This is a genomic window from Pseudomonas sp. LBUM1647, from assembly GCF_059716175.1.
Genome location: NZ_CP166809.1, coordinates 4,682,081 through 4,695,718, shown reverse-complemented (window position 1 = coordinate 4,695,718; position 13,638 = coordinate 4,682,081). Strand labels below are relative to the sequence as shown.

At 53.0% G+C, this 13,638-nt stretch carries 13 protein-coding genes and 1 pseudogene; 6 read left to right on the top strand and 8 right to left on the bottom strand.

The genetic code is table 11. The features are described 5' to 3' along the window. Positions 1-35: 35 nt before the first annotated feature. Positions 36-569, bottom strand: coding sequence for an SH3 domain-containing protein (locus ACA059_RS21525; protein ID WP_497630912.1), 534 nt, complete (start codon positions 567-569; stop codon positions 36-38). 135 nt (positions 570-704) lie between these two features. On the opposite strand from ACA059_RS21525, the gene ACA059_RS21520 reads away from it, so the two are divergent. Together ACA059_RS21520 and ACA059_RS21515 are read left to right on the top strand one after the other, a co-directional pair. After that, on the top strand, positions 705-1,139 hold the full coding sequence (locus ACA059_RS21520; protein ID WP_497630911.1) for a hypothetical protein: 435 nt from the start codon (positions 705-707) through the stop codon (positions 1,137-1,139). Positions 1,140-1,321: 182 nt separating this feature from the next. Continuing rightward, positions 1,322-1,750, top strand: a complete 429-nt coding sequence (locus ACA059_RS21515; RefSeq protein WP_497630910.1) for an HhH-GDP family DNA glycosylase — start codon at positions 1,322-1,324, stop codon at positions 1,748-1,750. Positions 1,751-1,839: 89 nt separating this feature from the next. Here the strand turns inward: ACA059_RS21515 and ACA059_RS21510 are convergent, their stop codons facing one another. Both ACA059_RS21510 and ACA059_RS21505 read right to left on the bottom strand, forming a co-directional pair. Then, positions 1,840-2,121, bottom strand: coding sequence for a hypothetical protein (locus ACA059_RS21510; RefSeq protein WP_497630908.1), 282 nt, complete (start codon positions 2,119-2,121; stop codon positions 1,840-1,842). A 200-nt stretch (positions 2,122-2,321) separates the two neighbouring features. After that, positions 2,322-3,137, bottom strand: a complete 816-nt coding sequence (locus ACA059_RS21505) for a DUF1206 domain-containing protein (RefSeq protein ID WP_497630907.1) — start codon at positions 3,135-3,137, stop codon at positions 2,322-2,324. A 147-nt stretch (positions 3,138-3,284) separates the two neighbouring features. Here ACA059_RS21505 and ACA059_RS21500 point away from each other — a divergent pair. Continuing rightward, a pseudogene (locus ACA059_RS21500) lies at positions 3,285-3,680 on the top strand (GGDEF domain-containing protein); the annotation flags it as partial. Positions 3,681-3,710: 30 nt separating this feature from the next. Here ACA059_RS21500 and ACA059_RS21495 read toward each other — a convergent pair. Continuing rightward, positions 3,711-4,430: a hypothetical protein gene (locus ACA059_RS21495; protein WP_497630905.1), complete on the bottom strand. Its 720-nt coding sequence runs from the start codon at positions 4,428-4,430 to the stop codon at positions 3,711-3,713. Between the two features lie 171 nt (positions 4,431-4,601). Continuing rightward, positions 4,602-4,811 (bottom strand): hypothetical protein, encoded by a 210-nt coding sequence (locus ACA059_RS21490; protein ID WP_497630904.1) that lies wholly within the window; start codon positions 4,809-4,811, stop codon positions 4,602-4,604. Positions 4,812-5,898: 1,087 nt separating this feature from the next. On the opposite strand from ACA059_RS21490, the gene ACA059_RS21485 reads away from it, so the two are divergent. Beyond that, positions 5,899-7,854, top strand: coding sequence for an ATP-dependent nuclease (locus tag ACA059_RS21485; protein WP_497630903.1), 1,956 nt, complete (start codon positions 5,899-5,901; stop codon positions 7,852-7,854). Next, entirely contained in the window at positions 7,851-9,521 is a 1,671-nt protein-coding gene (locus tag ACA059_RS21480) for a UvrD-helicase domain-containing protein (protein ID WP_497630902.1), read from the top strand. Before ACA059_RS21485 ends, ACA059_RS21480 begins: the two co-directional genes overlap by 4 nt. A gap of 112 nt (positions 9,522-9,633) precedes the next feature. Here ACA059_RS21480 and ACA059_RS21475 read toward each other — a convergent pair whose 3' ends face one another. Both ACA059_RS21475 and ACA059_RS21470 read right to left on the bottom strand, forming a co-directional pair. After that, positions 9,634-11,865: a hypothetical protein gene (locus ACA059_RS21475; protein ID WP_497630901.1), complete on the bottom strand. Its 2,232-nt coding sequence runs from the start codon at positions 11,863-11,865 to the stop codon at positions 9,634-9,636. Positions 11,866-11,921: 56 nt separating this feature from the next. Further along, on the bottom strand, positions 11,922-12,092 hold the full coding sequence (locus ACA059_RS21470; protein ID WP_497630900.1) for a hypothetical protein: 171 nt from the start codon (positions 12,090-12,092) through the stop codon (positions 11,922-11,924). A gap of 600 nt (positions 12,093-12,692) precedes the next feature. Here ACA059_RS21470 and ACA059_RS21465 point away from each other — a divergent pair. Beyond that, positions 12,693-12,908 (top strand): hypothetical protein, encoded by a 216-nt coding sequence (locus ACA059_RS21465; protein WP_497630899.1) that lies wholly within the window; start codon positions 12,693-12,695, stop codon positions 12,906-12,908. A 308-nt stretch (positions 12,909-13,216) separates the two neighbouring features. Here the strand turns inward: ACA059_RS21465 and ACA059_RS21460 are convergent, their stop codons facing one another. Next, complete coding sequence (locus tag ACA059_RS21460; protein WP_497630898.1) at positions 13,217-13,552, bottom strand: hypothetical protein; 336 nt, start codon at positions 13,550-13,552, stop codon at positions 13,217-13,219. Positions 13,553-13,638 lie beyond the last annotated feature (86 nt).

The following is a 13,638-nucleotide window of genomic DNA, read 5'->3' as shown; positions in this document are numbered from 1 at the left end:
GCTATGATTGCTGCTCCCTGGCGCTAGAAAATTGCTCAAACACCGTAACGCTTATTGCCACCTGAAGTAATGCAGTAACGACCGCCTCTTGGGCCGATGCAGACACTGCCTGAAGAACAGGCGCATGAGGTTCCATAGTCAGGGATTTGCTTGCGAGTTGGCTTCGCCGCAGGTTGAACTGACGATTTTCGCTCAGAGGCGACGTAACAATTCGATCCGCTGCAAAGGCTTTTAGATGAAAGCCATTTTGCCGGCTGACCGTCGATGCTGATCCGCACCCAATCATTTTTCTTTTCGAAGACCTGAACCTTGTCTCCGCGCTTCAGAGTGGAAATAACCTTCCCCCCCGGCTGATCCCGCAGATTCAACTTATCCGCACTCACAAACTGATCAACCGGTGGCATTGCGGCGGGTGCCATTGTCGGTGCGGGGACAGAAGCTAATGCGCTTAGTGTGGCCTGGGGGGCTGGCTGTTCCTGTGTACGAGCTGTGTCTTTCTTGCCCATGAACCATAGGACTGCAACAAGAATCAGAAGAGGGACAAACCATGACTGAGATTTTTTGCGCATATCCTTGCCCCTATCTAGCACGCATTACGCGGGCTGCCGTAGCGACAAGGGTAGTCGAGCTGAGCCGATTTACTCCTGCGATCAGATGGGATGCCGCAGTGGCTCTGATCCTAATTTCTTGGCTTCTGTAAGAGCATGGCCCGTTACCAGATTCTATTCGGTCGGGTAGCAGATACGACCTATTTGTACCGAAAGCGTCAACGCTCCGAACTTTCTTTCGATCTTTTCAGTCGACCAAGCACCAACCTGATCAACGCACTCAATGGCGTATCGGTGGGCATGCCATCGCAGGCAGCCCACGACAGATCGGGTATAACTATAAAAATGGTGATTCCGATGAATTGTCTTATCTGCGTAGGTGTTGCTGAGCGCATTCAGTGCTCTGGCCCTTGGGAAGAAAGAGACTGTCCGGACTGCGGGCGCTACCGAGTCTCGGACGAACTCATATTGACCTTGATGGAGCAGGGCCAGATTTTCGATGTCAGCAAAACTAGGGGGTGGCTTGATAGCAGGCGTGTGGGAGGTGCGATACCTTCTATTGAGATCCATGAAGCGCTGCTGCTGCCTTGAGTGGTTCGAAGTCTGGGATAAAATGAGTATGTCCGTTATGCATACAACGGGTGCGCTCGGGCTAATTCAGAACGCATACAGCCGCAGGTCAAGCTGTCCCAATACCTAACAGATAAAGAATGAGTGGATGACAGACATATCTCCGCTGAACCCAATGTTCCGCGTCTGTAGAGAGGCGCCTAATGCCAAAAATCACCAGCGCAAAGGATCTGCAAATCAGTCTCGACGACGCGAACGAAGAGGGGCTGTTCAGGTGGTTGGTCGCCAGTTTTCTGATGGGTAAACGGATACAAGCTGAAATCGCCGCAAACGCTTACAAAGTGATTGTTCACAAATACCAGCGAGACACTCCGCGCAAATTGGCCAATTGCACGCATCGTGAACTCGTTGCCATGCTGGGGGAGGCGCACTACGTTCGTTACGATGAGTCCACAGCCACTCGATTGCTGGCCTTGGCGAAGAAGATCAACGACGAATACTCGGGAAGGGTGGGGAACATCTTCGAGGTGAGTGGCGGCCGTGAGGTCGAAAAACGATTGAAGGAATTCGATGGGATCGGCTCGAAAACCGTCGAGATTTTTATGCGTGAAGTGCTAAAGGTGCTTGTTTGATCAATACGCCCACCACGAATGAGTGCGGGCTCACAAATGCGGGCGGGCACCAAGCCGTCCAACGCCTGGTAGCCTCTCGGCGGTACGTTTTATAAATTCGGATAATCATCCAGCGCAAGGCTAGGGACGCCTCCGTCCTCCGGCTCGCGTTTCGGCTTATGAATTACTCCTGCTTCAGCGTCCGCACGCATCTGATCAAGCTCCTTGTGGAATGCCTTGTCCTGAACCGTTGGCTTGCTGGTGTATGGCTTCCGATCTGGTTCAGGTTTGGTCGCATAAGTTGTTACCGCGTCAGGGTCGTGCTGTAGCTTTTCTTGAACTTGAGATTCCAGCATCGCACGAAGCGCATTTTTGTCGGGGCGACTCAGCAATTTGTTACTCCTATCAGGAACGAAGTACCCAGTTATTGACTGGGAGTGACTGGTTAGTGGAATTCCAAGCTTTTTGGACTGCGGGGGCAGCCACTGGCCTTGGGATTCGAAAAGAGGGAGCGACACTTTAATTACTTCCAACACGACTCACGTGTCAAATTGCAGATGCTAGGGTGTTCCGTCCGGTAGCCACTGCGTCCCTATGCTCCCGATACCCCAGGCACATCCATGTTTATCTTGCGCCAAAAGGCTTCGGAAAAGCTATAAACCGAAAAAGCGATCAGCCCCAAGGCCATCACTATCAAAATCAAACCTCCGGCCGGCAGATTCTGGAGAGCATCGAGGGCTTCCTTCATGCCCGGTGGATTCATGGCTTTGTAATTCGAGCCGCTGATTATCAGCAGTAGGGCGATCTCAATAAAGACGACTCCACGGGCTATAAGACCGAACCGAGAGACGGGACGTACATACCGCATGACGTCTTCGTCGGCTTCAAAGTATTTCTCGAACGAGGCCTTCCATCCCTTGATGATGTGAGCAATGCCTACTCCCATTGGGATGAGGGCGACGAGGTACACCAATAAATTTGAGTGCTCCCAAGATAAAAGATGCGCCAGTAAATCCTTGGTTTGCCCACCTCCGGAATTGCCGGAGCTTTTGAGGCCGCTGATCAGTAGGCCCAACGCAAAAAACGCCAGCGCGCCGTTGACTACCCCTCCCGCCAACAAGCTTGCACGAATCACCCATCCCTTGAATTTTTTACCGTGATGATCAACGTCACGCGTTGCCTGCAAAACGCGCCAAGCGGCGAAGGCGAGCAGACCAGCCACCACTAGCCCGACTAGAACATAACCGAATGGCTGGCTTAACAGTGCCTCCAGGCTCCTGTGACTATCCTTCGATTTTGTCGAATCTAGTGCCGCCAGCAGAGCGAAGATCCCAATGATCAGATAAAGAACGCCTCGAGCGGCATATCCGCCCCGAGCGAGTATGACAAGGCTGTGTTGCGCGGACATTGGATGTATTCCCGAGAGGTAATACAGGAGCAGACCCATCGTGTCGGGAGGCGTTCGATTAAAGGTCGATTTTGATCTGTGCTGGATTCCGCAGCCGCATCAAAGCTCTGTAAGCAAGTGCTCAAGCCGCTCGCGCTCCCAACCACTCTGATAATCGATGTCGATCACTTCAAGCGCTTCAATGATCAGTACGGCCATTTGACCGGGGATGAGTGTCTACGCACCATCAGCGCGATTATACGGGAGAACATCAAACGGCCCGGTGATCTTGCGGCGCGTTATGGCGGTGAGGAGTTTGCCGTGGTATTGCCCGGCACTGACTATGTAGGGGCATTTCTGGTGGCAGAGAAAATTCGACATGCCGTTCAGCAAGCTGGAATTCTGCACAATGAGAACACCGAAGGTACTGTCACGGTCAGCCTTGGCGTCAGCGCCTGCCGCCCCACGTCGCAAGAGTCGCCCGACGACTTGATCGGCACCGCTGACAAGGCACTCTATGTCGCCAAAGCCAGCGGAAGAAATATGAGCGTAATCGCGAATTGACTGACCAACGCAGATCTAGACGACGATGGTTTAAGGTGTTTCGCTCCAACCAAATGCTTTGGCGTGGTATTGGTAATAAATAGAGCTTCCAGACCATTTTGTGACCCTTCTGCCCACGAGCTGATCTAATGCTTGCTCCATATGTGGTACGGGCTTCCTGCGCGGATTTCTTACTATTTCCCCTGTCACCACATACACAAAACCATACTCAAATAAGCTGTCACAACCAAGTGAACACATGAGTGTGGCAACATTTTCAAAATCCAGTCGTTCTGGTTTACTGCACTTACTCCTGGGTTTGATATGTGCTGCTATGAGTATCTCCTTAGGGAGTAACTTTCCACAGAGTGCACAGCATCCCGTGTTGGCACCGTTGAGTAAGTAGGTGCGAAGGAAAACCTGCTCCACACGCCGATTGCAGACCGCCCGTTGATCCAGAGCGTCGCGCTCGTCAAAATACTTCAAGAAAGTCACGATCTCATTCGTTGATCCGCAGGGCTCATCGAAAACCAAGTTGCGATGTGAAATGTATGACGGTGCGTTTCCTACAGTAGGATTGGACATGCGAGCTCCGAAGCCAGCTCGAACTAGCGCTTTCAGTTCATTTGGATCAGCAACCCGTACGTAATCGGCCTCAAATCTAGAGGTCGTAGCAACGAAACGATAGTCGGGATATAAATGCGGAAATAGTAGTTTTCCGGTTGCCTTGCCAATCTTAATCCGTGAGTGAAATGGCGGCTTTTTGAGCATAGGTTTATTCCGAGAGATCAGTGGACTTGGATTGCTACAGCTTATGGTCGGTAGTGCAGGCGATGCGGGGGATACTGGTTGGATTGCTGTGGATACTGAAGATCGGCCTCAAGGTGTCGATATTCGACTGCGCTGACCGCATGCCTCGCCAGTTAGCGACCTATGGGCAGATCACTCCGGTGTCATGAATACCGCTAGACTGATGTTGATAAACTCTTCGTTCTTACTGATAGTTTCCAGTGCACCGCGCACGTTCTCGGCGACGTCTCCCGATCCGCGTTGCTCAGCCCAATTTGTGAGCTCCATGATGGCGGCCTCAGGGGCGAGTTGGTTTTGATTGATCTTGGATAGCGGGGAAGGGAGCAGGTCTGAGTTTGGCATCGCGAATCCTCCGTGGAAGAGATCAGCGTAGCAGCACGAGAATTTTTAGGACTTGAGGATCTTTCCAGTAGGGCAGAGCACATCACATCAGCTTTTTGCGATGTTGCGAACCGTTCCTGGGCCGCTTGTGCTTGTCATCGGAAACTGTTGATGACTGCTTGCTGTAGTGGCTCATAGCCGCTAATAGTGAGGAGGTGCTAGGAGAGGGTGTGAAAATGATGTCGAGATTTGTGGTTGTCCCTGCAATCCCAACGGAAACGGGATCAATGCGTAACGGATCGCGCTTCTACTGTCAGACTGCACCTATAGGCTTCAACCTCTATGACAATGAGGAGAAGCTTCGGCTGAAGACTACCTATCAGACCCGAGAAGAAGCCGAGGGAGAGTGTCGGCGGCTTAACCTTGAGCGGCTTCAAAGTGTCCTTTCGGAACGGGAATCCGTGGCTGCGCTATAGGCATTCACTCCCGCATAGTCATCAGGCGCCCGGTTTCCGAAACGAGTGGATCAGGAGCTCGCGGAAGCACGACTTAAACCACTCTGACGTGGATGCTCGGCATTTAGGAGCGAACAGACAGCCTCTGCCTCGACCCTGGCCTTGAACACACCGTGCTTGCTAGCAGAGCCTCCCTCGACGAGATCTACAACCCGATATTGCTTGATGCCATCATCCATTCTGGTTGTTTCGATGACCCTGAATCTTGAATGCATGGTGCTTTCCCTGCTGAAACTGGTGCTTTAGGAGTACCGGTATGACTCCATGATTTCAAGAATTATGCAGGACTGAGCTGAGACAATTTATGACAGGGCGCAATGATTCTCTGCGTGAGGGCAGAGACTTCGCGGGAGGTGGGAGGGTTGGTTGTGTTCAAATCATTCTGTGTACGAGTCAATGCATGCCCATAGCTAAGCTGCGGGGTGACGTAAATGGAGAGGTCGCTTATTCGGGCCAATGGCCTCGGCTCATCGATCAAACCGTCTTAACCTTACGAGCAACTGCTCGTCGTATCCCAAAGTAAAATTCGCGCCTGCTTACGATGAATCCGTATATTCTCAGTGCGGATTGCCCCACGTGGAAAGGATTCTGTTTTGAAGCTCCAGTTCGTTCGTATCTGTGGTTTTCAGTCATTTGGTGCAGAGCCAATCACTGTTGATCTGTCTGACCTCACGTTTCTGATCGGGCCCAACGGTTCCGGCAAGACCGCAACCCTCCAGGCGCTTTGCCGCCTCTTTTCGTTTGACCCTAATCAACGGCGATTACGTAAGTCGGATTTCTCTGTTCCACATGATGAAACTGAGGTTCCAGACCAGCGGATACTGTGGATTGAGGCTGAGTTTACGTTTCCTGAGCTCAGTGACGACGAGAATGAGCATCCGACGATTCCCACTCACTTTGGGCATATGCGGCTAGATGTTGCGGATGGTGTACCCCGCGTGAGGTACCGCCTGGACGCGTCGATTGGCATTGATGATGAGATTGAGCAAAGCCTCGTTTACGTCCTGGACGTAGATGAAAATGACGATCCGGTTGAGACCTCCCCGGTGCCCAGGGATGAACGAAACTTCATCCAGGTTCACTACCTTCCAGCACGTCGTGATCCGGCCGATCACATCGCATACGGTGCGAATGCTTTGCTGGGCCGTTTGCTAAGGGCGGTGAACTGGTCAGAGCAGCGCGAGACTATCCAGCAACTCACCACGGATATTTCCCAAAGCCTGACTGAGAACGAATCAGTGCTCAGCCTCAGCGCAGGTCTGTCCAAGACTTGGAAGGAGCTTCACAAGGGCCAGTTTTTCACGCAACCCAGCGTGACATTCATGGCCAACGAAATCGAGTCGCTGCTGCGCCATCTTTCAGTGTCCTTTTCCCCAGGCCATGGCGAGCAGTTGGTTGATTTCTCAAGGCTCAGTGATGGTCAGAAATCGATGCTTTACCTCTCGCTGGTTCTGTCTTCACAGGCTGTTGGGAGAGCGGTACTCAATGGCGATGATGATTCCTTTGACGCCGAGAAACTTCGGCCTGCGGTCTTCACCATCGTTGCATTGGAAGAGCCGGAGAACAGCCTGTCGCCCCACTACCTGGGTCGAATCGTATCGTCTCTCAAAGCGCTTGTAGGCGATTCCAAATTTGCCGACTCTCAGGCGCTCATTGCGACTCATGCGCCTTCGATGCTCCGACGCATTGACCCTTCTGCCATCAGGTATCTGAGGTTGGACGAATCCCGCTGCACGGTGGTGACGACAATTGAGATGCCACCCAATACGAAGGGCGAGGCATACAAGTTCGTGAGGGAGGCCGTTCAGGCTTATCCGGAGGTTTATTTCTCACGCCTGGTGATCTTGGGCGAGGGGGACAGCGAGGAGATTGTGCTGCCACGACTGTTGGCTGCCAGGGGGTTACTGGTCGACGAAGCGGCTATCACCATCGCTCCTCTGGGAGGGCGTCACATCAACCACTTCTGGAGGCTTTTGAGCGGCCTGAAAATCCCTTATGTCACGCTTCTGGATCTGGACGTAGCGCGTTTCGGTGGGGGATGGGGCCGGATCAAGTACGTCGCGACGGAGATGAAGAAGCATCGTCCAAGTGATCTATATCTGACAGATGATGAACTCAAGAACTTGCCCGTATGGAATGATCCCACCCATGGAATCTTAGAGGTTGAGAAAAATCCCAAATATAAATCCTGCATAGCCAATCTGGAGCCTATGGGCGTATTTTTTTCAGCGCCAATGGATCTGGATTTTTCGATGCTCAAGGCATATCCGCACGCCTACGGTTTGGCTCCTGAAGGCTTGGTTGTTCCGAAGCAGGCCCAAACCAGGTCTGTGCTTGGCGATAGCCATCACGACCGTTTTCAATACTCATTGAAGGAGCGCAAGCACTTCGTCGCCTACCACAAGCTCTTCAAGCTCGACAGCAAGCCCAAGTCGCATATCGAAGCGCTTTCCAAGCTTACAGATGAGGAACTGGCGGCAGCTATGCCTGCGTCACTGAAGCGTTTGGCAGATTTTGTGATCGCCAGAGTTGCGGGTCTGTCGGAATGATTTTGCCCGATGATTGGACGCCGTCCGAAGGTATTGTTTTAGAACCTAATGCGGAGGCGGCAGTTAGGGAGACCGATCGGTGCGTGGCGTTGACAGCCGGCCCAGGCGCCGGCAAGTCTGAGCTGCTTGCCCAGCGGGCTGACTTCTTGCTGACCACGGGGGCCTGTCGTTATCCGAAGAGGATTTTGGCAATCGCTTTCAAAGTGGATGCGAGCAATAACCTCAAAGAGCGGGTTTGGCGGCGATGCGGGCTCGAATACGCCAGCCGCTTCGACAGCTACACATTCCATGGCTTCGCCAAGCGGATTATCGAGAGATTTCGCCCTGTTCTCACCGGCGATGATGCCTTGGATGCTGGCTTTCGGGTAGTGAATAAGGGGAAGGCACACCCTGTACAGACTGAATTCGGCCTACTCATCCCGTTGGCCCTCAAAATACTGGACACCTATCCGATGGCGGTGACAGCCATCAGGCAGACCTACAGTGACGTGTTCCTCGATGAGTTCCAGGATTGTACGAACGAGCAGTACGCGCTGGTCAGCAAAATCTTTGTTGGTACGGCACGCCGCGTTACTGCCGTTGGTGATGTGAAGCAGAAAATCATGGGGTGGGCCGGCGCGCTCGATGGCGTATTCGGAAAGTTTGAAGCAGATTTTGCAGCAGCTCACCTCAACATCTACCGCAACTTTCGCTCGCAACCCCAGCTTCTCAGGCTGCAGAACGAGCTCATAAGAGTCCTAGATCCTGGTTCTGAAATGTCCAACGAACTCTTGGGCGGGGAGGGCGGCGAAATCCTGCCTCAGGCATTCAACAATTGCACAGACGAGGCCTTCAGCCTTGCAGATCAAATAAATACTTGGATCAATGTCGAAGGCGTTGCCCCTTCCGAAATTGCCGTGTTGGTCAGAAGCTACCCTGAAGCCTATACCGCCCGTTTGACATCTGCCCTCGATGTGCTGGGCATCGCGCACCGCAACGAAAATCAGATGCAGGACATCACCACTGAGCCAATTGCCTTGGTGGTCGTGGACTTTCTTCTATGCCTTTATGGTTCGCGTGAGCCGAAAGCCTGGACAAGGTTGTTGCGGCGGATCATTCCTGCAGATGATGACGAGCGTGGTGGCGCCGTTCGAAGCGATTGGAACAGGTTCATCAAGGCGGCGCGCAAATCTGCCGCCGAGGATCTTGCCGCCAAGAGCTATGCGCAGAGGTGGAGTTTGCTGAAAGAGTTCCTGTCCATGGTGGGAGTGAGCCTGCTGACGGGGCTCTCCCATGATTACGAGTCTCGTGATCGCTTGAAGGAAATCATCCGCGATCTTAAGAAACACATCGATGCGGCACTGGAGCAGGAGCCCGACTTGATCAAGGCCCTTTCTCAACTGTCTGATGATCAGTCGATCCGGATCTTGACCGTCCACAAGAGCAAAGGGCTTGAGTTTGATTCGGTCATCTTGCTAGGTGTGGAGCAGGAGGCATATTGGGGCAACGACACTCATGAAGTCCGCTGTACATTCTTCGTGGGCATCTCTCGCGCCAAGAGGCGGCTCGTGGTCACGACAGCTAAGACGAGAGACAAGCTTGCTGACATCAACAGTTGGCGTACCGCTCGTAGGCCACATGGAGAGTTTCTTGGGTATGTCGAGAAATGGCAAACGGCGGGGGCATGACTCAATGAGTAGCCAGGTATCTAGGGGATGCAACTACTACGCTATTTTCTGGGAGATTCGCTTTTCGCCCTGAAGAGGGAGTCGGCCGACTGAGGCCGACCCACCGAAGTGATTAGCCGTGAGCCAACTCACTCCCCTCCCGTTCTTCCTTCTCCCGTCTCAGCCTTTCTTCAACTAGGGGAGGGCGGCTAAGCCCTTTCGCCACGAAATCAATTTTGTCCTCGAAGAACGAGGCGATTTTCCGCGCAGCGTTTTTCAAGTACTTGTCAGGTGTCGCGTAGTCACGGCTGTACCGACCTGACGAGTAGTTGACATGCCAGATGGCCTTTCCATTTTCTTCTGTCCACCAGATTTCGCCCGCGATCCGAGCTGCCTGGAGGCCAGTCATGCTGGGGTGGCCCAGCTTCGGTTCCGAGATATCCACCGCAAGGAACAGGCTGCCATCGCGGCCAATGGCCCAGATCAGGTTCTTCATAACTGGATCTGAGACAATTCCGGGGAAGACGTCTGCCAGCGTCGTCTCTTGAGGATCGAAGTAATGCTTCAGGGTTTCATTCAAACCCTTGCCCGACGCATCAACCTCACTGGGTTCAAGCTTAAGTGGCGCGCGGAGTGCGCCGTACGCCTGATTGAGGTGGCTGACATAGTCGAGTTCGCGCAGCTCAAGCGCCTTGCGAAACGATCCATAGAAATGTGTTGTATCAGTCTCGGCACCGCTGTTCTCTGCTTTACGGAACAGACCGAAGAACAACTCAGAATACAGGGGGTCGCTTGCATACACGCCAGACACCGCATTGCCCAAGGGAATGTCTGTTGCGTCCAGAAGCACCTTGAAAATTTCTTTGTTGCCCCAGAAGAAGTCGATTTCCCACTGCAGTCTGGCCATGGGACTGGTCAGGATGCGGATGCGATCCTCCTTCCACCTTTCCAGCTCTGTTGCGGTAAAGGAAACCACTTCATCGACTTCGACTTGTAGCGTTTCACCACCCGAGTATTCCAGCGTGTGCTTGCGCACATGCTCTCTGACCTCAGCAATCGAGGACAGCTTGATGTTGAACCTCAAGGGGCCTGGCTCAAGCCGGCTCTCTGTAGAGGCCAGTAGTGGCTCCGTCCAAAGACCAATCTGTTCAGCGATCGCTTCAGCTGTGCCGTGCGCGTATTGAAAGGGCAGACGAGCCTTCTTCTCTGCGGGCACGATGCAAGCGTCTGGGATGAGAATTTCGTGGGCATCTAACCATGTCTTGCCTAGGTCAGGGGTACGGCGAAATGCTAATGCCCAGCCTGTCCGGCGCTTGGGTAGTTCTCCTAGCGTTTCGTAGTTGTTCAGTTCTATCAGGTCAACTCGGGCATAAGGCCCCAACCGATCGTCGTGAATGTAGAGAAGGTTCGAGCCGACCCTGAAATCGTACCCGAGCACAGTGACCGCGTGACCGCCCACCCTCTTAAGGGTGAGCACCGCATCGTCAGTCTGTTCCTCCATTTGGGCCTCAGTCTGGGCAGGCGACACGACCGAGTACACTTCACCTACCAGCACCAAGGGTAGATCGCTGTCGATATAGGAGGTCACGCAGGCCCGGAACCATTCTAGGGTTTGCTCCAGAAGCAGCGTCGAGTGGTAGCGAAGGCCTTCAACGTCCAAGGAGCGCTGAATCTGCTTGTTGGTGAGCTCTTTGTTGGGGAAGCCGTTGTTCGAGCCGTCGACGAAATTCAGGGCATTGATGGTGATTTCACTGCAGGAGGGAACGTGTTTAACGTCCCGCCAAGGGAGCGCATGGAGTGCCGTCCAAATGGCGGTGGTCGCACACGCGGCCACGACCTTGTCTTGTTCCTGGAAAGCGATCGAGTCGACATGCAGCTTGATACCGAAAAGGTTCACGTCGTAACGCTTGGCGATTTTCTTTTTGGTGCCGTCACCCACACCCTTGTCGCCTGTGAGTTGCAGGCACGTTTTGCCTACAAAAGTTCGGCTTAACGGTTTGACCACCATAAACCCCAGGTAGTGTTGCTGCAGCTTCTCTGGGGTCAGCCCATCCTTCGGCTCCCCTTGGAGCAGCAGATCCAAGTGCTCGTGGTCAATGCCGTGGCTGAAGAAGTGGATGCGGCCGCACTCATAGCTGTCGTTACCGAAGCGCTTTACGTAGTAACGGGAATAGTCTTCCAGGAACTCGCGATCGATGTACTCAGGCTCCAGCAGCATGGAGACGCAGTCTCGCTCCTGGAGGTAATTGAACAGGTACGTGACCTGATCTTTCAGGAAAATGTCAGCGAAGTCGTAGCCGAAGCACTCGCGTATCAAGGCGCTGAGTGTGGCCTTCTGAAAACTGGAAACGAGGTATGGAGTCATTTTGATCGCGCAAAAAAAAGCAGCCGCTGAGGCTGCTTTTTATGGAACAGGAAAGATCAGAGGCTACAGGCTTTTGCCAGCACTTCCGGAGTCATGGCTTGAGAGGCGAGCTGACGCTCCAGCTTCTCATTGAGGGCGCTCATACGCGCGCGGGCCGCACTTTCACGCAGCTCTGGGGTCTCGCCAACTCTATTGCGGATCTTGTCAAACAGACGATCAGTCGTCATCGCATCCAACTCCTTTTCCTGTCTCTGCGTTGTAGCCCATTGCCACGTCTTGGTGCGTGATTCGGGCGTGCCAAAGGCGTCTCAGGGGAAACACCTTGAAAAAGCCTACGGGATTATAGAGATCCCGTTGAGTGAGTCAATCATCTTCCTTCACATTTGTCCACATCGCTATGACCCCGACGGATGTCAGTTGTTCAGCGTAATTGGACTGTCTGCCCCGAAATTTGCAAGGAGAGCACGGTTGATCGTTGGGGTTCAGACTCGATCAGCTCGGGGCATATCGGAGGTGGTAGCTATGGTAAGAAGAGGCATTCTTTGATTTTGGCATAACGATGGCATTACCAACTTCATAGAGAACCTGGATTGGAGAGGTGGGCAGGGCGCTATTTTTGACCAGGGATGCCATGCATTTTGCTATTTCAAGCCTTCTTGGGCTCGTTTATCAGATTTGTAATTCTTAGCCTTAGAGAAAGCGGCACCCAGTATTTGGGGCGAACTTTGGGAAAAGGCAGAACGGAGCAGACCTGAATTTGTCGTGATGAAACACGTATGAAATATTCCAGCCATATGATTCGCATCACTGAAATCTAGGGTGTGAAGATGAATCGGCCATCAAGAAGCATGCGCAAGCTGCTCGACTCCGTAGCAACAAATAATGAGGCCGCGGCGCTTGATGTGATGCGTGCAGCAGAGCAGCTCCTAGACGACGTGCTCCGTCAACGATTGCTCAACATGATTCACCGGCTCAACCAAGACGCCCTTGATTTGCGAGTGGCGCGTGACGATATCCAGGGCAGCGCCATAAAGTTTGCGTAATTGGTCTCCAAGGAGCGTCATGTTCGCTCCTTCGGGCCAGTGAGGCCCGGCTAAAATTTTGTTTCATGTAGAGCAGGAAACTGGTGGAGGCCACCCATCTCGGGCGCGTCGCGGACGCATTTAATCTTCAGTGGCTAGGCCAAAACTCTCACTGACGCTATCCAAAGTCGTAGTGAAATATCAAAACGACTCAAGTTGTGTCTTGGCCAGGATGGAGCAGAAAATAGAAGCCCTGGAGCCGCGAACCTCCGGGGCTTTGTTTTTTGTCGTGGTCGGCGAAGCATCAATACTGCTGAGTGCTCAGCAGATCATGATGAAGCTGCCACCACCTTGACTGCTTTTTTAACGGAAAACTCCTGTTCGCTGCCATCACTGAATTTGGCGACGACTCCCTGCGTTGTGCCACCCTTTGGGCCGCTTTCACGAATGATGTTGCGAGCGTAAAAAGCTACAGGATTGCCCGGAATTTTCCAGTTAGTGGCTTCACAATACCTAATGTACAGGTCTTCAAGCAGATCGAATTCGGCGGAGCCCATGATATCTCCACCACTCGCGAGGTTCCTGTCGCGCAGACCATAAAAGAAGCGCTCCGCTTCAATCTGAGATGAAAAATGCTGACCTTTGATGACCAGTGGGTTGGGCATTGTCGTCCCTCACAGTTGTTATCCGGCACGATGCTAAAAATCGAATCTCTCACCGTGCAGTTGGTTCAGCACGCAGCGCGGACTGC